The organism is Methylobacterium planeticum (assembly GCF_008806345.1).
Classification (GTDB): domain Bacteria; phylum Pseudomonadota; class Alphaproteobacteria; order Rhizobiales; family Beijerinckiaceae; genus Methylobacterium; species Methylobacterium planeticum.
On the sequence record NZ_VZZJ01000002.1, the window covers coordinates 375,662 to 400,236 of the forward strand.

A 24,575-nucleotide genomic window follows, 5' to 3' on the forward strand; every position below is an offset into this window, starting at 1 on the left:
CTTAAAGGAAAACCAACGCGTTTGCCCTAGAGCCCGGGATCGAGCCGCGGGGCGGAATCGGGGGACACATCGGGGGACACATGGCGCTGGTTCCGGTCGGGACGATGGCGGCGCTCGCCGCCGTGATGATCGTCAAGCACTACCTCGCCGATTTCGTGCTCCAGGGCGACTGGATGGCCCGCGGCAAGGAGCGGGAGCGGGGCTGGCTCGTGCCGCTGACCGCGCACGCGGCCTGCCACGCGACCTTCACCCTCGGCGTCGCCCTGGTGGTGGCGCCGCGCCTGTGGTGGCTCGCCCTCGTGGATTTCGCCATCCATTTCAGCGTGGACCGCGCCAAGAGCGTGGTCTCCCGGAGGGGCGGCTGGACGCCGGCGCAGGTCCAGTTCTGGTGGCTGCTCGGCTTCGACCAGATGCTGCATGCCCTGACGGATATCGGCCTCGTGGCGGGCTTCCTCAGCCTCTAGGCGGAGGCCGCGCCCGTCTCGGGCGGCGATCAGGCGGCGATCAGGGTCGAGGGCCCGCCCGCGCGCAGGCGATCGGGGTCGAGCGCGATCCGAGCCGGCGGCGGGCCGCCGAGGCGCGATTCGGCGCGGAATCGCCGCGACGGCGCCGGGCGCCCTTAAAGCCCGGGGCGATTTTGGTTAAGGATCCTCCGCTAAGAACGACGCAGGCGCGTTTCCCCTGTGCGCATCCCGGCGGGCGCAGGGTTCGGAGGTCATAGCGGTGAGCGAGGACGACCCGGAGATCCCCCCGCAGGACACGCCCTCGCACGAGGCGGCGCGGCCCGCCCAGGAGACCGCGCCGCCCGCCTGGGAGATCGTGCTGCCCGAGGAGGGCGCCACCGAGGATCTCGGCCAGTTCCTCGCCGAGCTCCTGCTGCCGGGCGACCTCGTGGCCCTCTCGGGCGGGCTCGGCGGCGGCAAGACCACCCTCGCGCGCGCGCTCATCCGGGCGCTCACGGGCGAGCCCGACCTCGACGTGCCGAGCCCGACCTTCACCCTGGTCCAGCCCTACGAGGCGCGGGGCGGGCGCTCCGTCGTGCACGCCGACCTCTACCGCCTGCGCGGCACGGACGAGCTCGTCGAGCTCGGCTTCGACGAGCTGACCGAGGACGCCATCACGCTCGTCGAGTGGCCGGAGCGCCTGCCGCCCCGCGACGGGCCGGTCCTCACGGTCGACCTCTCGCTCCGCCCCGAATTCGGCGAGGGCTCGCGCTTCGCCCGCATCGACGGCAGCGGCGGCATGCGCGCCCGCCTCGACCGGGCCCGGGCGGTCCACAAGCTCCTGATGCGCAGCGGCTGGGGCGAGGCCGAGCGCATCCCGATGCAGGGCGATGCCTCGACCCGCGCCTACGAGCGCCTGGTGAAGCCCGACGGCACGAGCGCCATCCTGGCGATCTCGCCGCCCCGCGCCGACGGGCCGCCGGTGCGCGACGGCAAGCCCTACAGCGCCATCGTCAAGCTCGCCGAGAGCGTCCACGCCTTCGTGGCCGTCGACCGGGGCCTGCGCGCCCTCGGCTTCTCGGCCCCGCGCATCTACGGCGAGGACCTCGCCCACGGTCTCCTCGTCCTCGAGGACCTCGGCACCGAGCCCGTGGTCGACGGCAACGGCGCGCGCTCGGAGCGCTACGCCGAGGCGACGCGGCTGCTCGCCAAGCTCCACGCCATGGAGCTGCCCGGCGTGCTGCCGGTGGCCGAGGGCATCGACCACGTGCTGCCGCCCTACGACATGGAGGCGCTGCTGTTCGAGGCCGAGCTGATGCCCGAATGGTACGCCCCGGCGATCCGCGGCGTCGCGCTGGCACCCGAGGCCCGCGCCGCGTTCGTCGGCCTCTGGGGCGAGGCCCTGCGCGGCGCGATCCCCGAGCGCCCGACCTGGACCCTGCGCGACTACCACTCGCCGAACCTGATCTGGCTGCCGGAGCGCACGGGGCTGGAGCGGATCGGCCTGATCGACTTCCAGGACGCCGTGATGGGCCACCCGGCCTACGACGTCGCCTCGCTGCTGCAGGATGCCCGCGTCGACACCAGCGCCGAGTTCGAGCTGCGCCTGCTCGGTCTCTACGCCCGCGAGCGCCGGGCCCGCGAGCCGGATTTCGACGTGCAGGGCTTCGCCCGCGCCTACGCGCTGCTGGCCGCCCAGCGCGCCACCAAGATCCTCGGCATCTTCGCCCGCCTGGACAAGCGCGACGGCAAGCCGGGCTACCTCGCCCACATCCCCCGCATCGAGGGCTACCTCGCCCGGAACCTCGCCCACCCGGCGCTCACGCGCCTGCGCCTCTGGCACGAGGCGCACCTGCCGGGCCTCGTCCTCCCGGGCCCCGAGCCGGCCCCCCGGCCCGAGGCCTGAGCGCCGCCCCTGCCTCGCCGCCCCCACCCCGCCGCCAGCCCGCCCCACCCCGCACGAGCCCGACATGAGCGAGTCCGAGCCGACCCCGCCCGCCCTCACCCGCGCCTTCGTCCTCGCGGCGGGGCTCGGCAAGCGCATGCGCCCGGTCACCGCGACCCTGCCGAAGCCCCTCGTCGCGGTGGCCGGCAAGGCGCTCCTCGACCACGCCCTCGACCGGGCGGCGGAGGTCGGCATCACCGAGGCGGTCGTCAACGTGCACTGGCTCGCCGACCTCATCGAGGGCCATCTCGCCCGCCGCACCGAGGCGCCGGCGATCCGGATCTCGGACGAGCGCGACGCCCTGCTGGAGACCGGCGGCGGCGTGAAGAAGGCGCTGCCCCTCCTCGGCCCCGACCCCTTCGTGGTCTTCAACGCCGATTCGTTCTGGCTCGAGGGCCCGGCCCCGAACCTCGCCCGCCTGGTCGCCGAGTGGGACCCGGAGGCGATGGACATCCTGCTCCTCGTCGCCCCCACCGCCACCAGCCTGGGCTACGAGGGGAAGGGCGATTTCGTGATGGGCCCGGACGGCGGCCTGGAGCGGCGCGGCGAGCGCGCGGTGGCGCCCTTCATCTACGCCGGCGTCGCGATCTTGAAGCCGGCGCTCTTCGCCGACACCCCGGAGGGCAGCTTCTCCCTCAACCTCCTGTTCGACCGCGCCATCGACCGGGGCCGCCTGTTCGGCCTGCGCCTCGACGGGCAATGGCTCCACGTCGGCACCCCGGACGCGATCGCGGCCGCCGAGGAGCGGGTGCGCCTGAGCGCCCAGATCCCGTGAGGGCCGTGGCGGACCTGCGCCGATTGCGGAACAGATGGCGAACAGATACACGTGCTCCGGCGACATGCGGAGATCGGCGACCGGAATGGGCATGACGATGCGCCACGCGCCCGACGGAGCCGGCGCGTGCGCGCCACCGCCCGCCCGCGCCTCCATCCCGGGCCCACGGATCGGCCTCGACGGCGACGCGCCCCGCCTCTCCCATCCGGGCGAGGTCGAATCCGCGATAGCGGAACAGGTGAGGGGTGCGGGTTATCCGGAGGGGTCGCCTCCCTCACCCCAACCCTCTCCCGGACGGGAGAGGGGGCGCGGCGTGCTTCCCGCGCCGGTTCCGACACGCGCCCGATCATCCGAGGCACCCCGGACCGAGGGCGCGGCGTGCCGCCCGCGCCCGATTGGACACCCGATCGCGTCGTCCCGGACCCCGCAATCGGCGGTCGCGCAGTGAAGCCTGATGCCTGACTCCCGCCTGTTCACGGTTCCGCCCGGCGCGCCGTTCCTTCCGGCGCTGGCCGAGGCGCTGATCTCCGGGGGCCTCGTCGGCGATCTCGGGGCGGACCCGCTGGCGCTCGCGGGGGTGACCATCTACCTGCCGACGCGCCGCGCCGCGCGGGCGCTCGCGGCGGTCCTGGCCGGGCGTCTCGGCGCCGCCGCCCTGCTGCCGCGGATGGTCCCCCTCGGGGAGGCCGACGAGGCCGAGCTCGATCTGGCCGCCAACCCGCTGCTGGAGAACGGGCCGGACGCGCTCGCCCCCTCGATGCCGCCGCTGGAGCGCCGCCTGATCCTCGCCCGCCTGGTCCAGGCCTGGGCCGAGACCGTCGACCGCAAGCTCCTGCCCATCGACGACGACGTGCCCTTCCTGGTGCCGTCCTCGCCCTCGGACGCGGTCGGCCTCGCGGCGGATCTCGAGCGGCTGATGGATGCGCTCACGGTCGAGGGGCTGCCCTGGAGCGAGATCGGCAGCGCCGTCGAGGCCGAGTACTCGCGGTATTTCGGCCTGACCCTCGACTTCGTCCGCATCGCCGCCGAGGCCTGGCCGCGGATCCTGGCCGAGCGCGGCATGAGCGATCCGGTCTCGCGCGCCCGCACCCTGGTGCTGGCGGAGGCCGAGCGCCTGCGGCGCGACCGCCCCGGGGACCCGGTCGTGGTGGCGGGCTCCACCGGCTCGGTGCCGGCGACCGCGCGGCTGATCGCGGCGGTGGCGGGCCTGCCCCGCGGCGCCGTGGTGCTGCCCGGCCTCGACCTCGACCTCGATGCGGGGGGCTGGGACGCGATCGAGACCGGCGAGGGCTTCGCGCGGGAGATCGCCCACGGGCACCCGCAGGCGGTGCTGCACCGCCTGATCGGCGCCGGGGGCCTGACCCTGCCGCGCGCGGCCGTGACGGCGCTCGGCGCACCCGATGCGGAGGCCCGCGCCCGGGCGCGCCTCCTGTCGCAGGCCCTGCGCCCGGCCGAGACCACCGATGCCTGGGCCCGGATCGCCGGGCCGGAGCGGGCCGGGATCGCCGCGGGGGGCCTCGCCGGCCTCGCGGTGGCGGAGGCCGCCGACGAGCGCGAGGAAGCCCTGATCGCCGCCATCGCCCTGCGCGAGACCCTGGAGGTCCCGGGCGCCACCGCGGCCCTGATCACCCCCGATCGCGGGCTCGCCACCCGGGTCGCGGCGGAACTCGCCCGCTGGGGCATCGTCGCCGAGGATTCGGCCGGCCTGGCGCTGGCCCGCAGCCCCGCCGGGCGCCTGGCGCGGCTCGCCGCGGAGCTCGCCGCCGAGATGCATCCGGCCCGCCTGATCACGCTGCTCTCCCACCCGCTGGTGCGCCTCGGCCTGCCCCGGGCCGAGGTGGTGCGGGGCGCCGCCGCCCTCGAGATCGGCGTGCTGCGCGGCCCCGCCCCGGCCCCGGACTTCGCGGGCCTGCGCCGGGCGCTCGCGGAGGCCCGCGTCCCGCGGCCGGGCGAGCGCCGCCCCCGCGCGAAGCGGCGCCTGACCGAGATCGACTGGGACCTCGCCGAGATCCTCGTCGCGCGCCTGGAGCACGCCTTCGCGGGCTTCCCCGGGCCGGATGCGCGCGGCCCCTGCAACCTCGTCGAGGCCGCGGGCCGCCACCGGGAGACCTGCGACTGGCTCATCGCCGGCCCGGAGGCGGAGGAGCCGCCGGCCGATCCCTCCCTCGGCTGCCTCGACAGCCTGTTCGACGAGCTCGGCATGGCCGAGCCCGGCCTGCTGCCGGGGCGCTTCGGCGACTACCCGGCCTTCTTCACCGCCCTGGCGCGGGAGCGGGTGGTGCCCTGCGCCGGGGCGGCGCCGCATCCGCGCCTGCGCATCCTCGGCCTCCTCGAGGCCCGCCTCCTCACCGCCGACCGGGTGGTGCTCGGCGGCCTCGACGAGGGCGTCTGGCCGATGAAGACGACCACCGACGCCTTCCTGAACCGGCCCATGCGCGAGCGCGTCGGCCTCAACCCGCCCGAGCGCCGCATCGGCCAGAGCGCGCATGATTTCGTCCAGGCGCTGGGCACCCGCGACGCGGTGATCACCCGCGCGGCCAAGCGCGAGGGCTCGCCGACCGTGCCCTCGCGCTTCCTCCAGCGGATGCGCGCCTTCGTGGGCGAGGACGCCTGGGCGGGCGCGCTCCGGGCGGGCGGGCGCCTCGCCGCCTACGCGGCGGCCCTCGACACGGCGCCGCCGCAGCCGCGCCTGACCCAGCCCGCACCCAAGGCCGACCCGGCCCTGTTCCCGCGCAGCCTCAGCGTCACCGAGATCGAGACCCTGGTGCGCGACCCCTACGTGATCTTCGCCCGCCACGTGCTCGGGCTCGACCCGCTCGAGCCCGTGGCCGCCCTCCCCGGCGCCAGCGATCGCGGCACCCTGATCCACGAGATTTTTGGTACATTTGCCAAACAATATCCTGGGCAAATTCCTGATGTGGCCTTGGCGCGCGAGTACCTGACGAACATTGCGGTCAACATTTTCGCTGAAATAGAGAATACTTATCCGAGCCTTTACGCTGAGTGGTCGCCGCGTTATCAGCGTTTGCAGGGTGAGTACTTCCCATGGGAGATCGAGCGTCGAAAAGATATTCTCAGCATCCACCCGGAGATCTCCGGCAAGTGGGTGATCCCGATGGGCGCCGAGAGCTTCACCCTGCGGGCCCGCGCCGACCGGATCGAGCGCCGCCGCGACGGGGGGGCCTGCATCGTCGACTTCAAGACCGGCGCCCCCCCGAGCAACAAGGAGGTCTATGCGGGCTTCTCGCCCCAGCTGACGCTGGAGGCCGCCATGCTGATGGCCGGCGCCTTCGAGGGCGTGCCGGCGGCCGGGACCAGCCCGGATCTCCTCTACCTCTACGCCTCGGGCGGCCGGAAGCCGCTGACGGCGCTGCCCCTCAAGCCGCCGCGGGGCGACGACCGGCCGGTCGAGGCGATCGTGGCCGAGCATGCCGAGCGCCTGCGCGGCCTCGTCGCCCGCTTCCTCACGGGGGACGCGGCCTACGTCTCCCGGCCCTATCCGAAATACGCCCGCGCCTACGGCGATTACGACCACCTCGCGCGGGTGCTCGAATGGTCGCTCGGCGGTGAGGGAGAAGGCTGATGACGCTGCCGCGCGAGGTCTTCATCGTCGACGCTTTGACCGAGGCGGCCCAGCGCCGGGCCGCGGACCCGCGCGCCTCGGCCTGGGTCTCGGCCAATGCCGGGGCGGGCAAGACCAAGGTCCTCACCGACCGGGTGGTGCGCCTCCTCCTCGACGGGGCGGCGCCGGGGCGGATCCTCTGCCTCACCTTCACCAAGGCGGCGGCCGCCAACATGTCGATCCGCGTCTTCCGGCGCCTCGGGCGCTGGGTGACCCTCGACGACGCGGCGCTCACGGAGGAGCTGTCCGGGCTCACCGGCGAGCGGCCCTCGCGCCAGCGCCTCGAGGCCGCGCGCCGCCTCTTCGCCCGCGCCGTCGAGACCCCGGGCGGCCTCAAGATCGAGACCCTGCACGCGCTCTGCGAGCGGCTGCTGCACATGTTCCCCTTCGAGGCGAACGTGCCCGCCCGCTTCGTCGTCCTCGACGAGAACCAATCGCGCGAGGCCTTCGCGATCGAGACCGACAACGTCCTGGCCGACGCGATCACGGGCGGCCACCCGGAGCTCGAGGCCGCCCACGCCATCGTGGCGCCGGAGGCCGCGGGCGACGCCCTCCGCCGGGCGATCCGGGCGGCGATCCAGGCCCGCACCGTGCTGGCGCACCGCGAAGGCCTCGGGCCGCAATTCGCCGGGCTGTCGCGGGCGCTCGGCCTCGCGGCCGGGGAGGGCGCGGAGCGGATCGAGGCCCGCATCCTCGAGCGCCTCGACGACTGGACGAGCGCGCTCGACGCCCTGCGCACGGGGAAGGCCACGGACGAGGGGCTGGCCGACGGGCTGGCGCAGGCCGCCGCCGCCCGGGATGCGGGGGACGGGGCCGGGGCGCTCGACGCCTACCGGGGGGTCTTCTTCACCCAGAAGGACGAGCCGAAATCGGCCAAGAGCCTCGGCACCAAGGCGGTGCCCGAGGACATCCGCGCGGCGCTCGCCGCCGAGCGTGACCGGCTGGAGGGCCTGTTCGACCGCCTGCGGGGCGCCCGCGCCGAGGCCCGCACCCGGGCCCTGTTCACCCTGGCGGCCGAGATCCACCGCCGCGTCGAGGCCCAGAAGGCCCGGCTCGGCGCCCTCGATTTCGACGACCTGATCCACAAGACCCTCGACCTGCTCTCGCGGGTCGGGGCGTCCTGGGTGCTGTACAAGCTCGACCGCGGCGTCGACCACGTGCTGATCGACGAGGCGCAGGACACGAACCCGCACCAGTGGGAGATCCTGCGCCGCATCACCGCCGAGTTCGCGGCGGGCGAGGGCGCCCGGGCGGTGGCGCGCACCCGCTTCGCGGTCGGGGACCCGAAGCAGTCGATCTACAGCTTCCAGGGCGCCGAGCCCCGCGAGTTCGAGATCACGCGCCGGGCCTGGGCCGCTGATGCCCGCGCGGCCGAGCTGCCCTTCGCGGACGTGGACCTGACCCTGTCCTTCCGCTCGAGCCGCGGGGTGCTGCGGGCGGTGGACGCCACCTTCGCGATCCCCGACCATTACGGCGGCCTCTCCTTCGACGACGCCGCCACCGGCACGGTGCACACCACCGCCCGCGGCGCGGCCCCCGGCGCGGTCGAGCTCTGGCCGATCGAGGAGCCCGCCGAGGAGGTCGAGCCCGATGCCTGGACCGCCCCGGTCGACGCCCCCGAGGCCAACGCCCCGGCGATCCGTACCGCGCGCCGCATCGCCCGCGCGGTGAAGGCCTGGACCACGCAGGGCGACGTGCGGGGCCATCGCCGCCGCCCCGGCGAGATCCTGATCCTGGTGCGCAAGCGCGGGGCCGCCTTCGAGGAGGTGATCCGCGCCCTGAAGGGCCTCGGCGTGCCGGTGGCGGGGCAGGACCGGCTCGACGTCGCGGCCCATATCGCGGTCAACGACCTCGTGGCGGTGGGCCGCGCCGGGCTCCTGCCCGCCGACGACCTCACCCTCGCCTCCGCCCTCAAGACGCCGCTGGTCGGGCTCACCGACGGCGACCTCGTGCGCGTCGCGGGCCGGCGCGAGCTCTCGGAGACCCTGGAGGACGCCCTCCACCGCCACGCCCGCGCCGGGGACACGGCGGCGTTGCGCGGCCTCGACGCCCTGCGGGGCTGGATCGCGCTCGCCGGCGCGCAGGGGCCCTTCGGCTTCTACGCCGCGCTGCTCGGGCCGCAGCAGGGCCGCGCCCGCCTCGTGGCGCGCCTCGGCGGCGAGGCCGGGGACGCCATCGACGTGTTCCTGGCCGCCGCCGCCCAGGCCGAGCAGGGCAGCGACGCGCCCTCCCTCGGCGGCTTCCTCGCCCGCTACGCCGGCCCGACCGGGCGGGGGGAGGGGGGCCACACGGTCAAGCGCGACCTCGAATCCGGGCGCGACGAGGTCCGGGTCATGACGGTCCACGGGGCCAAGGGCCTGGAGGCGCCGGTCGTCGTGGTGATCGACGGCTGCGAGCCGCTCGGCCGCAACGACCCGCCGCTCCTGCCGATGGGGGGCGCGCCCGAGCCGGACGGCGCGGCGCTGCCGCCGGTCTGGTCGAGCGCCAAGGCCTACGATTGCGCGGCGATCGCGCAGGCGCGCGCGGCGCTCCAGGCCCGCGCCCGCGAGGAGCACAACCGCCTGCTCTACGTCGCCATGACCCGGGCGGCCGACCGGCTCGTGATCGCCCCCTATCGCGGGCGCGACCGGGAGACCGAGGCCTCGTGGTGCAGGATGATCCGCACCGGCCTCGACCGCGCCTTCGGCCCCGGCGAGGCGCTCGAGACCGCCTACGGCCCGATCACCCTCTGGCCCGAGGGCGAATCCGCCGATCCGGGCCTGACGCCCGCCGAGGCCGAGGCCGCGCCGGCGCCGCCCCCGGCCTGGCTCCGGGCGCCGGTCGCCCCGGAGATCGAGGCCGCCCCGCCGCTCACCCCCTCGGGGGCGCTCCGCGCGGCGGACGGCCAGCGCCTGCCGGAGCGCCGGGAGGCGGACGCCGAGGCGCGCCGGCGCGGCGTGCTGATCCACGCCCTGCTCGAGCACCTGCCGCGCCTCGACCCGGCGCGGCGCGCGGCGGCGGCCACCGGCTACGTGCGCGCCCGCGCCCCGGCGCTCCCCGAGCCGACGCGGGCGGCGATCGTCCGCTCCGCCCTGCGCCTCCTCGACGCGCCCGACCTCGCGCCCCTCTTCGCCCGCGCGGCGCGGGCCGAGGTGACGCTCTCGGGCCGCATCACGGTCGGCGGGATCGAGCGCCCGGTCTTCGGCCGCGTCGACCGCCTCGCGGTCACGGAGGACACCGTGCTGATCGCCGATTTCAAGACCGGCCGCCCCCCCGCGGACGACGCCCCGCTGCCCGAGGCCGCCGCCAGCCAGATCGCCCTCTACGCCGCGCTCCTCGCCCGGATCTACCCGGAGCACCGCCTCGTCCCGATGCTGGTCTGGACCGGCGGCCCGGTGATCCGCCGCCTCGACGCGCGGGAGATCGCGGCGGCGCTGGCGCGGCTGTCCTGACTGACGCGGCCGACGCTCCGGAACGCCCTGCGCCTCACCTCACCCGTCCGGGAGAGGTCGAGTCGGCGCCAGCCGACCGGGTGAGGGATGCGACATGTCCGGAGAGCGCGCATCCCTCACCCCAACCCTCTCCCGCTCGGGAGAGGGGGCCGGTCGCGCCACCCGCGCCGACCAACCCGCCCCCCGGAACGGCGGTGCGCCCACCTCTCCCGTCCGGGAATGGTCGAATCCGCGTTAGCGGAACGGTGAGGGGTGCGACCCATCCGGATACGTCGCATCCCTCACCCCAACCCTCTCCCGTCCGGGAGAGGGGGCCCGTCGCGCCACCCGCGCCGACCAACCCGCCCCCCGGAACGGCGGTGCGCCCCACCTCTCTCGTCCGGGAGTGGTCGAATCCGCGTTAGCGGAACGGTGAGGGGTGCGCACTATCCGGAGAGCGCGCCTCCTTCACCCCGGCCCGCTTACGCGGGCAAACCTCTCCCGGAGGCGAGAGGGGGCGCGTCGCGAGACTCGCGCCGTCTTGCCAAACGACGGAGCGCGAACGCCCTCACCCCTGCTTGTCCTTCGGGGTCAGCTTGAGGATCTTGCCGTCCGGGCCGTCGGTGACGGCGTAGACCGAGCCATCGGTGCCGACCTTGACGTCGCGGATGCGGGCGTCGAGGGGGATGCGCTCCTCGGTGACGACCTTGTCGCCGTCGAGCTTGAGCGCCACGAGGCCGTTGCTGACGAGGCCGCCGATCAGGAAGGCGTCCTTCCAGGCCGGGAACAGGGGGCCGGTGTAGAGTGCGAGGCCGGAGGGGCCGATCACCGGGTCCCAGTAATAGACCGGCTGCACCGTGCCGCCGGCCTGGGTGATGCCGTCGCCGATCTTCTCGCCCGAGTACTCGATGCCGTAGCTGACCAACGGCCAGCCGTAATTGAGGCCCGGCCGGGGCCGGTTCAGCTCATCGCCGCCCCGCGGCCCGTGCTCGACGATCCAGAGCCGGCCTTGGCCGTCGAGGGCCGCGGCCTGGACGTTGCGGTGCCCGTAGGACCAGATCTCGGGCTTGGCCTTGTCGCTGCCCGCGAAGGGATTGTCCTTCGGGGCGTTGCCGTCGGTGTCGATGCGGAACACCTTGCCGAGGCCGCTCGACAGGTCCTGGGCCTGGCCGCGGGTCTGCTTGTCCGAGCGCTCGCCCACCGTCACGAACAGCTTGCCGTCCGGCGCGAAGACGAGGCGCGAGCCGAAATGCTTGTCGCCGTCGTAGGTCGGCATCTGCCGGAAGATGACCTTGAACTCGTCGAGCTTGCCCGAGCCGCCGCTCTCCGCGAGCTTGGCCTTCGCCACCGTGGTGCCGTTGCCCTTCTCGCGGGGCTCCGAGTAGCTGATGTAGATCAGCCGGTCCGAGGCGAAGCTCGGGCTGAGGGCGATGTCGAGGAGGCCGCCCTGGCCCCGCGCGTCGACCTTGGGGACCCCCCCGAGGGGCTGGCCGAGGCTGCCGTCCCTGGCCACGATCCGGATCTTGCCGGCCTTCTCGGTGACGATCATGCGGCCGTCCGGCAGGAATTCCAGCGCCCAGGGGTTGGCGAGGCCCTTGGCCACGGTGGCCACGTCCACCCTGGTGGCCTCGCTCGGCACCGGCGCCCGGGTCTGGTTCGGCAGGAGCGGCTTGTACCCGGTATTCGGCGCCTCGGTCTCGGCCGGCTTGTTGCCGTCCGCCGCGTTGGAGGGGGCCGTGAAGGCCTCCCCCTCGACCCGCGACGGCCGCGCCTCGGTCCCGGCGGTCTGCGTCAGGGCGGGGAGGCCGAGGCTCAGGCCGGCGGTGGTGGCGAGCAGGATCAGGTAAATGCGCGTCACGTGCGGTGTTCCTCCATGCGGGCCCGGCAGGCGGGAGCCGGTTCGGTGTCTCGTCGCGGAGAGCGCCGCGAGGGCGCCGGCCGGGCGGCGCGCCCGGCGGCGCGGCCTCGATCGACGGCGGGTTGGCCGGGAGATGGGGCGCCGGCACCCCCACGGCGAGGCCCGTGCGGCCGGAAAGCCCGGGCCGGCTGTCTGCGGAGGGGCGATTCCCGCCGGAAGCCGGCCGCGCGACCGGCCCGGGGCGGCGGGATCGGCGCGGATCCGCATGACAGCGCCGCGCGCCTGGGCTGCTCCGGCCGCAGGATGCCTTGACCCCGTGTCGCGGCGTCGCCAATTCTGCCTCAGTCGCGGGGACGCCCTTGTCTCGCAATCGTCACCCGCGAAACCGGAAAGGGACCAAGATGGCGACGGTGAAAGTGACCGACGCGAGCTTCGAGCAGGATGTTCTCAACTCCGCCGAGCCCGTCGTCGTGGATTTCTGGGCGGAGTGGTGCGGTCCCTGTCGGCAGATCGGACCGGCGCTGGAGGAGATCTCCGCCGACCTGCAGGGCCGGGTGAAGATCGCCAAGGTCAATGTCGACGAGAATCCCGGCATCGCCTCGCAATACGGCATCCGGTCGATCCCGACGCTGCTCCTGTTCAAGGGCGGCCAGCGCGTGGACCAGAAGGTGGGCGCGGCGCCGAAGGGCGACCTCTCCCGCTGGATCACGGCGCAGACCGCGAACGCCTGAGACGGGCGCTGCCCGGCGCCCCCGGGGGCCGCCCGGGTCCGGAACGGCGAAAAGCCCGGCTCGCGAGAGCCGGGCTTTTTCATGCCCCGGATTCCTGTCTGCGGATTCCTGCCCGCGGATCGGACGTCGCAGGCATCCCCGTGCCGGGCCGGGGCCCCGACGTGGAAAGGCCTGGCTCCGGGGAGCCAGGCCTTCCGGTTTCGAGACCGTGGTGTCGGCTTAGTACGTGCCGAACTTGTAGTTCAGGCCGGCGCGGACGACGGCGAACTCGGTGTCCTGGCGACGGCCCGCGAGGGTCGTCAGCACGGTGCCGTTGGGGGTGACCGCGAAGGCGCCGTTGAGGTTGTTGTTGTTCTCGAGGTTGACGTACAGACCTTCGACCTTGAGCGTCACCGCCGAGGAGCGGAAGAAGTTCAGGAAGGAGTCGGTCGGGAGGGCGTACTCGACGCCGCCGCCGGCGGTCCAGCCGGTGCGGAAGTCGTCACGGCTGCTGTTGGGCAGGCCGAACTGACGGCCGCCGCCGGCGCCGTAGGCGAAGCCGCCGGTGCCGTAGAACAGGACGCGGTCGAAGGCGTAACCGATACGGCCGCGGACGGTGCCGAAGAAGTCCAGGCTGGCCTGGCCATTCGGGTTGAACACCAGCGAACCGGGGGTCACGAAGCCACCGGCCGGGAGCGTCGCGAAGGCGAAGCGGTTCCGGTTGCGGCCGAAGTCGACGTACTGAGCGTCGGCCTCGATACCGACCACCAGGCCCGAACCCGGGGTGAACTGGTAGTTGTAGCCGATCTGACCACCGCCGACGAAGCCGTCGTTGCTGCTGCCGTTGCTGAAAGCAACCTGGCCCGGGACGAACGCGGTGTTCGCGGCGTTACGGAACAGGCCGGAAGCGGCCGGCAGGTTGACGACGGTCGGCGCGCCGTTGTTGCTGGCGTCGAAGCCGTAGCCGGCGTTGAAACCGGCGTAGAAACCCGTCCAGGTGAACACCGGAATCGGGGTGAAGATCGGCGGCGCGGCGCGGCGCGGCAGATCGGCGGCCGTGGCGGCCGCGGTGAGGGCCGTAAAGGCCGCAAACGAGGTGAGAAGCTTCTTCACTTTTATGATCCCCAGCATTGTGCCCGATCGGTGGCGAAACTACGGGATTTTCCACAGTTAAGATGTAGCGCTGAGGACACACCGGGTCGGGCTCGGCACTGGGACAGCCGCAATGGTGGAAAGCGGGGATTTCTGCTGAGGCGCCGAATTCGGCCCGGTTTCAGTGGGCGGCGCCGGCCCGGACCTTGCCCTAGAGCCTTGGGCGCCACCTCATTTCCCGTAAATGTTGTCGCCTCACCTGTATTGCGCGCAAGGCGTGTGAGGGCGCCGGGAGGAGGCCCGCGCCGGCGGCCCCCGCCTCAGGTCGGCGGGGTCCCGTTGGCGGTCAGCACCGCGCCCGCGAGGTAGAGCGAGCCGCAGATCAGGATGCGGGGGGGCTGCTCGAAGGCGATGTCGGCGATCATGGCCAGCGCCGCCTCGACGCTCGAGGCGACGCGGGCGCTGAGGCCCACCTCGGCGGCGATCTGGGCGACCTCCTCGGCGGGCCGCGCCGCCATCTGGCCGGCGATCGGCACGGCGATCAGCGCCCGGGAGAGGCCCACGAAGTTGCGCAGGAAGCCCTCGGCGTCCTTGGTGCCGAGCAGCCCGACGATCAGCACCAGCGGCACGTCGCTGCGCTCGCCGAGATCGGCCACGGCGGCGGCGAGGATGCGCCCGCCGTCGATGTTGTGGCCGCCGTCGAGCCAGAGCTCGGTCCCGGCCGGCAGGTGGTCGGCGACCTGGTCGGCGAGGTGGCCGCGGGCGAGGCGCTGCAGGCGCCCGGGCCAGTCGACGTTGCGCAGGCCCGCCTCCAGGGCCGCGACCCCGATATCGCCGAAGCCCGCCGCCCGCAGCGCCGCGATGGCGGTGCCCGCGTTGGTGAGCTGGTGGCGCCCGCTGAGCCGGGGCCTCGGCAGGTCGAACAGGTCGAGCTCGTCCTGGTAGACGAGGCGGCCGCGCTCCTCGTGCACCGAGAAGTCCTGGTTGCCGACGAGGATCGGCCCGGCGCCGACGGCCTCGGCGTGGCGGCACAGCACCGCGTCGGCCTCGGCGTAGTCCTGGGCGGCGATCACGGCGGGGCAGCCGCGCTTGAAGATGCCGGCCTTCTCCCCCGCCACCGCCGCGACGGTGTCGCCGAGATATTCCGCGTGGTCGCGCCCGATCGGGGTGACGACGGCGGCGGCGGGCGCGTCGATGACGTTGGTGGCGTCGACCCGGCCGCCGAGGCCCACCTCGAGGAGGAGCACGTCGGCGGGCACCTCCGAGAACAGCAGCAGGGCCGCCGCCGTGGTGATCTCGAAGACCGTGATCGGGTCGCCCCCGTTGGTGGCCTCGCAGCGCGCGAAGGCGTCGGCGAGGCGGTCCTCCGGCACGAACTGGCCGCCCCCGATGGCGCCGAGGCGGATGCGCTCGTGGAAGCGCACGAGGTGGGGCGAGGTGTAGACGTGGGCGGCCAGGCCCCCGGCCTCCAGGATCGCCCGCATGAAGGCGATGGTGGAGCCCTTGCCGTTGGTGCCGGCCACGTGGATCACCGGCGGCAGGCGCCGCTCGGGATGGTTGAGCTTGGCCAGCAATTTCTGGATGCGCCCGAGCGACAGGTCGATCGTGCGCGGATGCAGGGCGAGGAAGCGCGCCATCAGCGCGTCGGAGGAATCCATCGGGCGCGTCGGGTCAGGCCGGCTCGGGCAGGGGCAGGGAAGCCTGGGCCGGCGGTTGGGCGGATGGGGCGGCGGCGCGGCCGGCGCCCGCGGGCGTGTTCATCAGGAGCCCGCAGATGCGGGCCACCGTCTCCTTGAGGGCGTGGCGGTGCACCACCTGGTCGACCATGCCGTGCTCGCGCAGGTACTCGGCCCGCTGGAAGCCCTCGGGCAGCTTCTCCCGGATGGTCTGCTCGATCACCCGGGGCCCCGCGAAGCAGATCAGCGCCCCGGGCTCGGCGAGGTGCACGTCGCCGAGCATCGCGTAGGAGGCGGTGACGCCCCCCGTCGTCGGATTCGTCAGCACCACGATGTAGGGCAGCCGCGCGGCGTTGAGGCGGCGCACCGCCACGGTGGTGCGCGGCATCTGCATCAGCGAGAGGATGCCCTCCTGCATGCGGGCGCCGCCGGAAGCCGAGAACAGGAGGTAGGGCGTGCGCTTGTCGAGGGCGGTCTCGGCGCCGCGGATGAAGGCCTCGCCGGCCGCCATGCCGAGGGATCCCGCCATGAAGCCGAATTCCTGGGCGGCGAGCGTCATCGGCAGGCCGCCGACGCGGCCGTACCCGACCTTGAAGGCGTCGCTCATCCCGGTCTTGGCGCGGGCCTCCTTGAGGCGGTCGACGTAGCGCTTCTCGTCGCGGAACTTGAGCGGGTCGGTGGCGACCTCGGGGAGCGGCACGTCGATCCAGGTGCCCTCGTCGAACATCATCTTGAGGCGCGCCTGGGCGCTCATCTTCAGGTGGTGCTCGGAGCCGGGAATCACCCAGTGGTTCCCCTCCACCTCCTTGTGGAACACCATCTGGCCGGTGTCCGGGCACTTGATCCAGAGGTTCTCCGGCGTCTCGCGCTTGAACAGGGTCTTGATCTTGGGGCGCACGACCTCCGAGATCCAGTTCATCGGTTCCACTTTCATCGCGCGTCGTCCGGTTCGAGCCACCGCTGATATCAGGTGCCGGCGGGTATCCTGCCAGTGTGACGGCGCGGGGGCCGCCCGAGGCCGCGGGCCCTAGGCCGCCGTCTCGGCCGCGCGCATGCCGGCGGCGAGTTCCCGCACGAGGTCCGCCACCGCCGCGACGCTGCCGGGGCCGGCCCGCCCCTCGGCGTCGAGGGAGCGCGCCAGCGCGTCGACGAGGGCCGAGCCCACCACGACGCCGTCCGCCCCCTTGGCGATCGCGGCCGCGTGGGCGCGGGTCTTCACCCCGAAGCCCACCACCACGGGCAGGTCGGTGTGGCGGCGGATGCGGCCGACCGCGTCCGCGACCTTGCCGAAATCCGGGGTCGCCGTGCCGGTGATGCCCGTGATGGAGACGTAGTAGACGAAGCCCGCGGTGTTCGCGAGGACGGCGGGCAGGCGCCGCTCGTCGGTGGTGGGGGTCGCGAGGCGGATGAAGGCGAGGCCCCGGGCCAGGGCCGGGAGGCAGAGCTCGTCGTCCTCCTCCGGCGGCAGGTCGACGACGATCAGCCCGTCGATGCCCGCCGCGACCGCGTCGGCGAGGAAGCGCTCGACCCCGTAGGCGTGGATCGGGTTGTAGTAGCCCATCAGGATCACGGGCGTGTCGGCGTCGCCGGCGCGGAAGCGGGCCACGAGGTCCAGGGTCCGGACCACGCCCTGGCCGCCCTTCAGCGCCCGCAGGCCCGCGGCCTGGATCGCGGGGCCGTCCGCCATCGGGTCGGTGAAGGGCAGGCCGAATTCCAGGATGTCGGCGCCCGCCCGCGGCAGGGCCTCCAGCACCTTCAGGGAGGTCTCCGGATCGGGGTCGCCCGCCATCACGTAGGTCACGAGGGCGGCCCGGCCTTCCGCCCGGCAGCGGGCGAAGGTGGCGTCGATGCGGTTGCGGCGTTCGGTCATGGCTCAGGGTCCGGCTCGGACTTCGGCTCGGGCGTCCCGGCGCGGGCCCCCCGCGCGGGATTTCTCGGGCGATCGAGCCGCCGCGCCTACACCATCGGGAGCCCAGGGTGAAGCGAAAGCGGGCCGCGGCGGCGGAAGCGGGGGTCTGCGAAGGGCAGGGGAGCCGCCCCATCCCGGCCGGGGCCGCGGCCTCGGCCGTGCGACGCGCGCGACGGGGCCGGTCGACCGGAGGAGGCCGTGAGGGGAGGGGACCCGCGCGGTGCCGGATCGCGCGGCGGCGACCCGCGCCCGTCGTCTCGCCGCGAGGTGGACGGGGCGAGGTGGACGGGGCGAGGTGGACGGGGCCCATTCCGGGACGGCGTCCGGCCGTCGCATGGATAGACGGCAATCCATGAGATTTGCCGGCTATATTCGATCGGCCCCGTGACCACGGGGCCGATCGCCCGGGCCATCCGCGTCGGACCGTGTCCGCGATCTCGGGTCCGGAGATCGCGCTTCGGCAGGATGTATCTAGGAAAAATAACTTGACATTCTGGGTTTCCTGTCATAGACCCTTGGCCGCTCGCCCCCACCCGACGGGGGCTCCCGCGGAGACCGGCCGCGGGGGCTGGGGGGCCGAGGCGGTCCCGCGTCGATGGCTTCGGTCGCCATCGCCCCGGGCGTTCGCGCGACAGGGGACGTGTCCGGCCGGTGGCCGGGGCGCCCTCGGGCACATCCGAGGCCGGGCCCACTACGAGGCCCGGTGCGGCGAGGCAGGCCCGCAACGGGGACGAGGTCCGACCCCCACCCCGACGTCGGAGTCGATGCGGACGCACCAGATCCGCGACGCCAAATCGGCCGGCGGTCCCGCGAGGGCCCGGCGGCCGCGGGACGCCGGGAGACCGGTCTCGTTCCAACCCTCGATGGTCTTTCGGCGTCCCGCGTCACCCGGCGCGACCCGTCGCGACCCTTCCGGCCAAGCCCCCGGCGCTTCCGCGCGCGGGGCCGCTTCCGCATGCGGGTCCCGCCCCGCCCCATCCGCCCCGCCCGATGCCGACAGCTGTCTCGGTGCCGGCAACCCTTCCTTAAGCGCCTTTGGCAAGCGCTCCTTCAATCTGTCCTGCGATCCTCCCGCTTCCGGGTCTCCCACGCCGCTGGGCCCGCCCCGCCGGAGGCCGTCTTGGATTCCTCGTCATGGACCTGAAGGACGTCACCCTCGTCCTCGCGCTCCTCGCCGCCGCCTTCTCCCTCGCCGCCCTGTTCTGGCGCCGGGCGGACCCGGGCCGCGAGGAGGCGGCGGTCGAGGACCTGCACGGACGCATCGCCCGGATCTCCGAGAGCGAGGAGCGCTACCGCGCCCTCGTGGAGGCCACCATGGAGATCATCGTCCAGCGCGACGCGATCGGGCGCATCACCTTCGCCAATGCGGGCTTCGCCCGGCTCCTCGGGCGCACCCCCCTCGAACTCGTGGGCGCCACCCTCGACCTGCCGATCCTCGAGGACCGGGGCCTGCAGCGCGACCCGGACGGCACCCGCCGCGTCGAGGCGCGGGTGCTGCCCGTCGACGGGGTCCCGCGCTGGTTCTCCTTCGTGGAGATGCCGGTGGCGCGGGACGGCGCCCCGCCGCAACGGCTGCGGGCCGGCATCGACATCACCGGCCGCATCGAGGCGACCCGCTCCCTCGACGGGGCGCTGGCCCGCGCCGAGGCCGCCAACGTCGCGAAGTCGCGCTTCCTCGCCACCGTCAGCCACGAGTTCCGCACGCCCCTCAACGGCATCCTGGGCATGGCCGACCTCGTCCTCGAGACCGGGCTCGACCCCGAGCAGCGCACCTATGTCGACGCGGTGCGCACCAGCGGCAAGGCGCTCCTCAGCCTGATCGACGGCATCCTCGACTTCTCCCGCATCGAGGCCGGGCGCCTCGACCTCGCGGCCGAGCCCTTCGACCTCGCGGCCGTCGCGGAGGCGGTGGTCGAGCTCCTGGCCCCGCGTGCCCAGGACAAGGGCATCGAGATCGCCCTCGACGTCGCCGACGACCTCGCGCCCCTCGTGGTGGGGGATGCCGAGCGGGTGCGCCAGATCCTGGTCAACCTCGCGGGCAACGCCATCAAGTTCACCCATGCGGGCGGCGTCGGCGTCACCCTCAGCCGCCACAGCGAGGGGCTGGCGCTCGCCATCGCCGATACCGGCCCGGGCATCCCGCAGGAGCGCATCCCGATCCTGTTCGAGGAGTTCGAGCAGGGCGACAACAGCGCCAGCAGCCCGCACGAGGGCACCGGCCTCGGCCTCGCCATCACGCGCCGCCTCGTCGCCCGGATGGGCGGGCGCATCGAGGCCGAGTCGCGGCTCGGGCGCGGCTCGACCTTCCGGGTGATGCTGCCGCTGCCCGAGGCGCCGCTGCCCGACCCCGCGGCGCCCGCCCCCGTGCCCCGGATCGACCTCGGGGGCCGCCGCATCCTGGTCGTCGCCCACTCGCCGTTCCAGGCGCCCTACCTCGCCCGCCGCCTGTCGCGCTCGGGCGCCGCCGCCGTGGTGGTGCCGAGCCTGGAGGCGGGGCTCGCCGCCCTGCCGGCCGCCCGGTTCGACGCCCTCATCGCCGACCGGGCCCTCGGGGACGAGGCCGTGCGCCGGCTCGCCGACGCCGCCCGGGGGAGCGGCGTGCGCTGCAGCCTGATCCTGCTCTCGCCCTTCGACCGGCGCGAGTTCGGCCCGCCCGGCGCCGCGGGCTTCGACAGCTACCTGATCAAGCCGGTGCGGGCCCGCTCCCTGTTCGACCGCCTGCTCGCCCCGGCCCGCCCGAGCCCGGCCCCCGGCCCGGCCCCCGGCCCGGCCGAGCCGGCAGTGCCCGCCGCCCCGGAGCCGATGCGGGCCGAGCCCGCGCCGGCCGGGGCCGGGCCCCGGGTGCTGCTCGCCGAGGACAACCCGATCAACGCGCTCCTCGCCCGCAAGGCCCTGGAGCGCCTCGGCGCCCGGGTGGTGCTGGCCCGCGACGGGCTCGAGGCCCTGGCCCGCCTCGCCGAGCCCGAGCCCTTCGATTTCGCCCTGATCGACATCCGCATGCCGGGCCTCGATGGGCTGGAGACCGCGCGACGCATCCGGGCCGGCGAGGCGGAGGCGGGGACGGGCCAGCGCCTCCACCTCGTCGCGCTGACCGCCAATGCCGGCCGCGAGGACGAGACGGCGGCCCGCGCCGCCGGGTTCGACGGGTTCCTGCCAAAGCCCCTGAACCTGCGGGCGCTTCCGGCCCTCCTCGACCGCCACGCCGCCTGCGCCGCCTGAAGACCGCGCCCCCCGCGTTGACAGGCCGGGACGCCCGCTCCAACTGGGGCCCATGGCCAGTCAGTCGATCCAGGATCCGAACCCTGCCGCCCGGGACGGCGTCGTGGCGTGGAGCATCGCGGCGCTCGTCGCCGCGACCGTGATCCTCGGCGCCCTCGCGCCGGCGCCCGAGCACCACGCCGCCCTCAAACCCGGCGAGGACGCGGCCTGCCTCGAATGGAGCGACGGCTGCCGCGTCTGCCAGCGCAACGCCGAGGGCGCGGCCTGCTCGCTACCCGGCATCGCCTGCACCCCGTCGCAGGACCGCTGCCTGCGCCAATCCGGCGGTTGAGACGCCCCGTCCTCCGCTTCGCGCCGAGCCCGAACGGCCGGCTGCACCGTGGGCACGCCTACTCGGCGCTGCTGAACGCCGCCATCGCCCGGCGCCTCGGCGGGCGCCTCCTCCTGCGCATCGAGGATATCGACCCGGTGCGCTCCCGGCCCGCGCTCGTCGCGGCGATCACGCACGACCTCGCCTGGCTCGGCCTCCGCTTCGACGGGCCGGTGCGGCGCCAATCCGAGCACCTGCCGGCCTACCGCGCCGCCCTCGCGGACCTTGCGGCCCGGGGTCTCGCCTATCCGTGCTTCTGCTCCCGCTCGGCCATCGCCACCGCCGCCCTGGCGGCCGGGGATCCGGTCCCCCGCGACCCGGACGGGACGCCGCTCTACCCCGGCACCTGCCGCACCCTGCCCGCCCCGGAGATCGCCGCCCGCCGGTCGGCCGGCGCGCCGCATACCTGGCGCCTCGACATCGCCCGGGCCCTCGCGGCGTCCGGCTCGCTGGCCTACGGGGCCTTCGATTGCGAGGGACAGGAATGGGAGGTCCCGGCCGACCCGGCCCGCTGGGGCGACGCGGTGATCGCCCGGCGCGACGTGCCGACGAGCTACCACCTCGCCGTCGTCCACGACGACGCCGCGCAGGGGATCACCCACGTAGTGCGCGGCCAGGATCTCGAGGCCGCCACCGACCTCCACCGGCTGCTGCAACGCCTCCTCGGCCTGCCGACGCCGCGCTACCACCACCACGCCCTGATCCGCGATCCGGCGGGGGAGAAGCTCGCCAAGTCGAGGGGCTCGCAATCCCTGCAGGACCTGCGGGACGCGGGCGTCACCCCCGGGGCGGTCCGGGCCGGGCTCGGCTTCGCCTGACGGCGCTCAGCGCATCGCGGCGTCGCGCTGGGCCATCACGGTGGCGCTGCGGGACTTCTGCATCACGCCCTCGATCTGCTCGCGCTGGCGCTTGAACTCGGCGAGCAGGCGCCCGTCGAGCTCCCGCCCGCGGGGCACCCGGATCTTCATCGGGTCGACGAAGTGGCCGTTGATGATCACCTCGTAGTGCAGGTGGGCGCCCGTCGAGAGGCCGGTCGAGCCGACATAGCCGATCACCTGCCCCTGGCGCACTTTGGCGCCCGCGCTGACGCCGCGCCCGAACCGGGACATGTGGTTGTAGGTCGTGACGTATCCGTTAATGTGCTGGATCTCGACGCGCCGCCCGTAGCCCGAATCCCACTCCGCCTTGATCACGGTGCCGTTGCCGGCAGCCACGATCGGCGTGCCGATCGGGTTCGCCCAGTCGACGCCGGTATGGAGCTTGGCGTAGCCGAGGATCGGGTGGCGCCGGTAGCCGAACCCGGAGCGCATGATCCCGTCCGCGATGGGCTTGCGGATCAGGAACTTCTTGAGCGACCGGCCCTGCTCGTCGAGATAATCGATCGCGCCGTCGTCGGGGGATTGGAAGCGGTAGATCTTGCGGCTCTCGCCGCCGAGGTTCAGCGCGGCGTAGAGCAGGTCCGGCCGCTCGGCCGCGCCCTGCCCGGCATCCTCGTCGTAGGTATAGAAGACGTCGAGGCTGTCGCCGCCGGAGATGCGGCGCTGGAAATCGACGTCGTAGCTGAACACCCGCACGATGTCCTCGACGGCCGAGCGCGGCAGGTCGTGGCGCGCCGCCGTCTCGTAGAGGCTCTGATAGAGCCGCGGCCCGGAGCCGCCCTCCTCCTCGTCCTCGCCGTTCTCGGCCACGGCCGGCGCCTTCGGCCGGGCCGGCGCGTCCTCGGTCGGCGGCGCCACCGACACGAAGGCGCCCCGGTCGTTCATCGCCGCGATGCCCTCGATGCCGTTCTCGCCGTAGAGGATCACCCGCGTCACCTGCCGCGGATCGCCGGGCCTGGCGCCCGGGGCGACCTGCACGCGGAACTGCTGGCCCTCGACCAGGGCGCCGGTGCGTCCCCGCCCGCCGAGGGCGGCGACGACCGCGCGGATCTGCTCGTCGGCGATGTGGCCGGTCGCCTTGAGGACGCTCTCCAGGGTGTCGCCGCGCTTCAGCGCGAGATCCCGCTCCTCGACGAGGGGCGTCTCGCTCGCCCGGAGCTCGACCTTGGCGAGCTTGGTGACGTTCTCGGGGACGACCAGGACCTCGATGGACTTGAAGGGACTGCCCTCCTTCGGCAACGCGTTCGCGGTGTCGAAATCCGGGCCCGTCAGCCCCTGCTGCAGGGTGCGGGACAGCATGATCTGGGGGGCGAGAGGCAGGGCGGTGCGCCGCCCGGCCTCGGCCGCGATGCGGCGCTCCTCCTCGACCTGCGCCGTCACCTCGTCGTCCCCGAGGGCCGGTGCCCCGGTCTCGACCGCGGCCTCGCCGAGCTCCCGCTTGACCACGGAGACCTCGGCGCCCGGCGCCTCCGTCCCATTCGTGTCGGCGGCGCGCTCCAGGGGCTCGTCGGACACGAACTTCATCGGGTCGAAGCGGGGGATCTCCCCGGCGAAGACCCCGGTCGACATCGAGAGCGCGGTCGAGACCCGCACGAAGGGCCGGACCTTGATGATCTCGCGCTCGCCGAGGCGCACCGTGACGGGGGAGCGGAAGCTCTGCTTGGCCGAGGCGATCATCAGGTTGCGCACCAGCCGGTCGCCCTTCCGGGCGAGGTTGGTCCCGCCCTCGCTCGGTTGCGGCCGGACGACCGTGGCGGCCCGCTCCGGGATCGCCGCGAAGGAGACGTCCCCCTGCAGCGAGACGTGGAGGGCCGCGCCGATCAGCCCCGCCCCGGTCAGTCCCGTGAGGGCGCTGGCGCAGAGCCAGCGCAGGTTCACCTCGCGGCGGTCGATCCGGGCGGCATCGGCGCCCAGGAGGTCGAGCGGCGGCTCGACGCCATGCGGCGTCTCGGCCGGCCGTCCGGCCGCACCCGCATCCACGATCTTGAGACGGCCCCGCTTCACGGACATTCCTTATGCCAGGATCGCTGGCCCCCCGCGGCGTCGCCCCGGCGAGGAAGCGAGGCGATCCCCGACCGGGCGAACCGGCCTGCTTCGAGAGAAAGCATGTCCGGGCGCAGGATGTCGAGATTGAGGCGCCCGTCGGTCCAGCGGGTGGGTGACGAAGCCGCGGCCCGTTTCAGCGATTCCCGGTGAACCGCGCCACCCGAGGCCCCGCGCCGTTGTGCAGCGCAGCGCTGCGGGCTTGACGGCCGGGCTCGTGATGGCTATGTCCCGGGTCGTCGGCGCCGGACCGCGGAAGTGGTCCCGGCGCCGCTGTTTTCTGTCAGACCCCGAGGCTGAGCGGGATCCGGTGACGAGCCGGCGTTTCGCGTCGTTTTGGGTGTGGCGGGGGGTGTCGGACGGTCGTCGCCGCAAGGCTCATGCGGCCGGGTTGACACGGGATGGCAGGGGCCTTAGACGGCCCCACCGCCGAGACGGACGGGTCCCGCAACAGGGCCGGTCGGCCTTGCGGATCTCCTGATCGGACCGGCCGAGGTCGCGGGGTTTCTCCCCGGGGCGCGGCTGTCGATCGGGACTTGCCGATCGGGACATGCCGGTCGGGACTTGCGTTGCGTTCCCTCTGGGGCGTGTTCTTTGACAAGTTGATCTGAGAAAGAGAAGCGTG

At 74.0% G+C, this 24,575-nt stretch carries 15 protein-coding genes; 9 read left to right on the forward strand and 6 right to left on the reverse strand.

What is annotated here, in order from left to right:
- Nucleotides 1–80 precede the first annotated feature (80 nt).
- The 5 genes from F6X51_RS03645 to addA all read left to right on the forward strand — a co-directional run bounded on the left by F6X51_RS03645 (nt 81) and on the right by addA (nt 10,216).
- Nucleotides 81–464, forward strand: coding sequence for a DUF3307 domain-containing protein (locus F6X51_RS03645; protein ID WP_246696597.1), 384 nt, complete (start codon nt 81–83; stop codon nt 462–464).
- 259 nt (nt 465–723) lie between these two features.
- Nucleotides 724–2,349, forward strand: coding sequence for a tRNA (adenosine(37)-N6)-threonylcarbamoyltransferase complex ATPase subunit type 1 TsaE (gene tsaE / locus F6X51_RS03650; RefSeq protein ID WP_407658430.1), 1,626 nt, complete (start codon nt 724–726; stop codon nt 2,347–2,349).
- 64 nt (nt 2,350–2,413) lie between these two features.
- The gene (locus F6X51_RS03655; protein ID WP_150961826.1) at nt 2,414–3,163 is read left to right on the forward strand and encodes a nucleotidyltransferase family protein; all 750 of its coding nucleotides are present in this window, start codon (nt 2,414–2,416) and stop codon (nt 3,161–3,163) included.
- A gap of 454 nt (nt 3,164–3,617) precedes the next feature.
- On the forward strand, nt 3,618–6,746 hold the full coding sequence (gene addB, locus F6X51_RS03665) for a double-strand break repair protein AddB (RefSeq protein ID WP_150961828.1): 3,129 nt from the start codon (nt 3,618–3,620) through the stop codon (nt 6,744–6,746).
- On the forward strand, nt 6,746–10,216 hold the full coding sequence (gene addA, locus F6X51_RS03670; protein ID WP_150961829.1) for a double-strand break repair helicase AddA: 3,471 nt from the start codon (nt 6,746–6,748) through the stop codon (nt 10,214–10,216). Before addB ends, addA begins: the two co-directional genes overlap by 1 nt.
- A gap of 547 nt (nt 10,217–10,763) precedes the next feature.
- Here addA and F6X51_RS03675 read toward each other — a convergent pair.
- Complete coding sequence (locus tag F6X51_RS03675; RefSeq protein ID WP_150961830.1) at nt 10,764–12,053, reverse strand: PQQ-dependent sugar dehydrogenase; 1,290 nt, start codon at nt 12,051–12,053, stop codon at nt 10,764–10,766.
- Nucleotides 12,054–12,454: 401 nt separating this feature from the next.
- Between F6X51_RS03675 and trxA the strand changes: the two genes are divergently transcribed.
- Nucleotides 12,455–12,784 (forward strand): thioredoxin, encoded by a 330-nt coding sequence (gene trxA, locus F6X51_RS03680; RefSeq protein ID WP_150961831.1) that lies wholly within the window; start codon nt 12,455–12,457, stop codon nt 12,782–12,784.
- 219 nt (nt 12,785–13,003) lie between these two features.
- Here the strand turns inward: trxA and F6X51_RS03685 are convergent, their stop codons facing one another.
- From F6X51_RS03685 to trpA, 4 genes are all read right to left on the reverse strand, one after another.
- Nucleotides 13,004–13,876 carry an outer membrane protein gene (locus F6X51_RS03685; RefSeq protein ID WP_150961832.1) on the reverse strand — a complete coding sequence of 291 codons (873 nt, stop codon included), beginning with the start codon at nt 13,874–13,876 and terminating at the stop codon, nt 13,004–13,006.
- A gap of 299 nt (nt 13,877–14,175) precedes the next feature.
- Nucleotides 14,176–15,513, reverse strand: a complete 1,338-nt coding sequence (locus F6X51_RS03690; RefSeq protein WP_150961833.1) for a bifunctional folylpolyglutamate synthase/dihydrofolate synthase — start codon at nt 15,511–15,513, stop codon at nt 14,176–14,178.
- 13 nt (nt 15,514–15,526) lie between these two features.
- Complete coding sequence (accD, locus tag F6X51_RS03695; RefSeq protein WP_150961834.1) at nt 15,527–16,465, reverse strand: acetyl-CoA carboxylase, carboxyltransferase subunit beta; 939 nt, start codon at nt 16,463–16,465, stop codon at nt 15,527–15,529.
- A gap of 93 nt (nt 16,466–16,558) precedes the next feature.
- Nucleotides 16,559–17,401 (reverse strand): tryptophan synthase subunit alpha, encoded by an 843-nt coding sequence (gene trpA, locus F6X51_RS03700; protein WP_150961835.1) that lies wholly within the window; start codon nt 17,399–17,401, stop codon nt 16,559–16,561.
- Between the two features lie 1,173 nt (nt 17,402–18,574).
- On the opposite strand from trpA, the gene F6X51_RS03705 reads away from it, so the two are divergent.
- From F6X51_RS03705 to gluQRS, 3 genes are read left to right on the forward strand one after another with little or no spacing between them, the layout of a single operon-like run.
- Entirely contained in the window at nt 18,575–20,659 is a 2,085-nt protein-coding gene (locus F6X51_RS03705; protein ID WP_150961836.1) for an ATP-binding protein, read from the forward strand.
- A gap of 52 nt (nt 20,660–20,711) precedes the next feature.
- On the forward strand, nt 20,712–20,990 hold the full coding sequence (locus F6X51_RS03710; RefSeq protein WP_150961837.1) for a hypothetical protein: 279 nt from the start codon (nt 20,712–20,714) through the stop codon (nt 20,988–20,990).
- Nucleotides 20,987–21,847, forward strand: a complete 861-nt coding sequence (gluQRS, locus tag F6X51_RS03715) for a tRNA glutamyl-Q(34) synthetase GluQRS (RefSeq protein WP_246696598.1) — start codon at nt 20,987–20,989, stop codon at nt 21,845–21,847. The genes F6X51_RS03710 and gluQRS overlap by 4 nt, the downstream gene beginning before the upstream one ends.
- 6 nt (nt 21,848–21,853) lie before the next feature.
- Here the strand turns inward: gluQRS and F6X51_RS03720 are convergent, their stop codons facing one another.
- The gene (locus F6X51_RS03720) at nt 21,854–23,911 is read right to left on the reverse strand and encodes a M23 family metallopeptidase (protein ID WP_407658431.1); all 2,058 of its coding nucleotides are present in this window, start codon (nt 23,909–23,911) and stop codon (nt 21,854–21,856) included.
- Nucleotides 23,912–24,575 lie beyond the last annotated feature (664 nt).

Coding starts and splice junctions, on each gene's coding strand:
- F6X51_RS03690 (WP_150961833.1), bottom strand. CDS start 15,513: ATGGATTCCTCCGACGCGCTGATGGCGCGCTTCCTCGCCCTGCATCCG.
- accD (WP_150961834.1), bottom strand. CDS start 16,465: ATGAAAGTGGAACCGATGAACTGGATCTCGGAGGTCGTGCGCCCCAAG.
- F6X51_RS03710 (WP_150961837.1), top strand. CDS start 20,712: ATGGCCAGTCAGTCGATCCAGGATCCGAACCCTGCCGCCCGGGACGGC.
- F6X51_RS03705 (WP_150961836.1), top strand. CDS start 18,575: ATGGACCTGAAGGACGTCACCCTCGTCCTCGCGCTCCTCGCCGCCGCC.
- F6X51_RS03645 (WP_246696597.1), top strand. CDS start 81: ATGGCGCTGGTTCCGGTCGGGACGATGGCGGCGCTCGCCGCCGTGATG.
- addB (WP_150961828.1), top strand. CDS start 3,618: ATGCCTGACTCCCGCCTGTTCACGGTTCCGCCCGGCGCGCCGTTCCTT.
- trxA (WP_150961831.1), top strand. CDS start 12,455: ATGGCGACGGTGAAAGTGACCGACGCGAGCTTCGAGCAGGATGTTCTC.
- F6X51_RS03655 (WP_150961826.1), top strand. CDS start 2,414: ATGAGCGAGTCCGAGCCGACCCCGCCCGCCCTCACCCGCGCCTTCGTC.
- addA (WP_150961829.1), top strand. CDS start 6,746: ATGACGCTGCCGCGCGAGGTCTTCATCGTCGACGCTTTGACCGAGGCG.
- trpA (WP_150961835.1), bottom strand. CDS start 17,401: ATGACCGAACGCCGCAACCGCATCGACGCCACCTTCGCCCGCTGCCGG.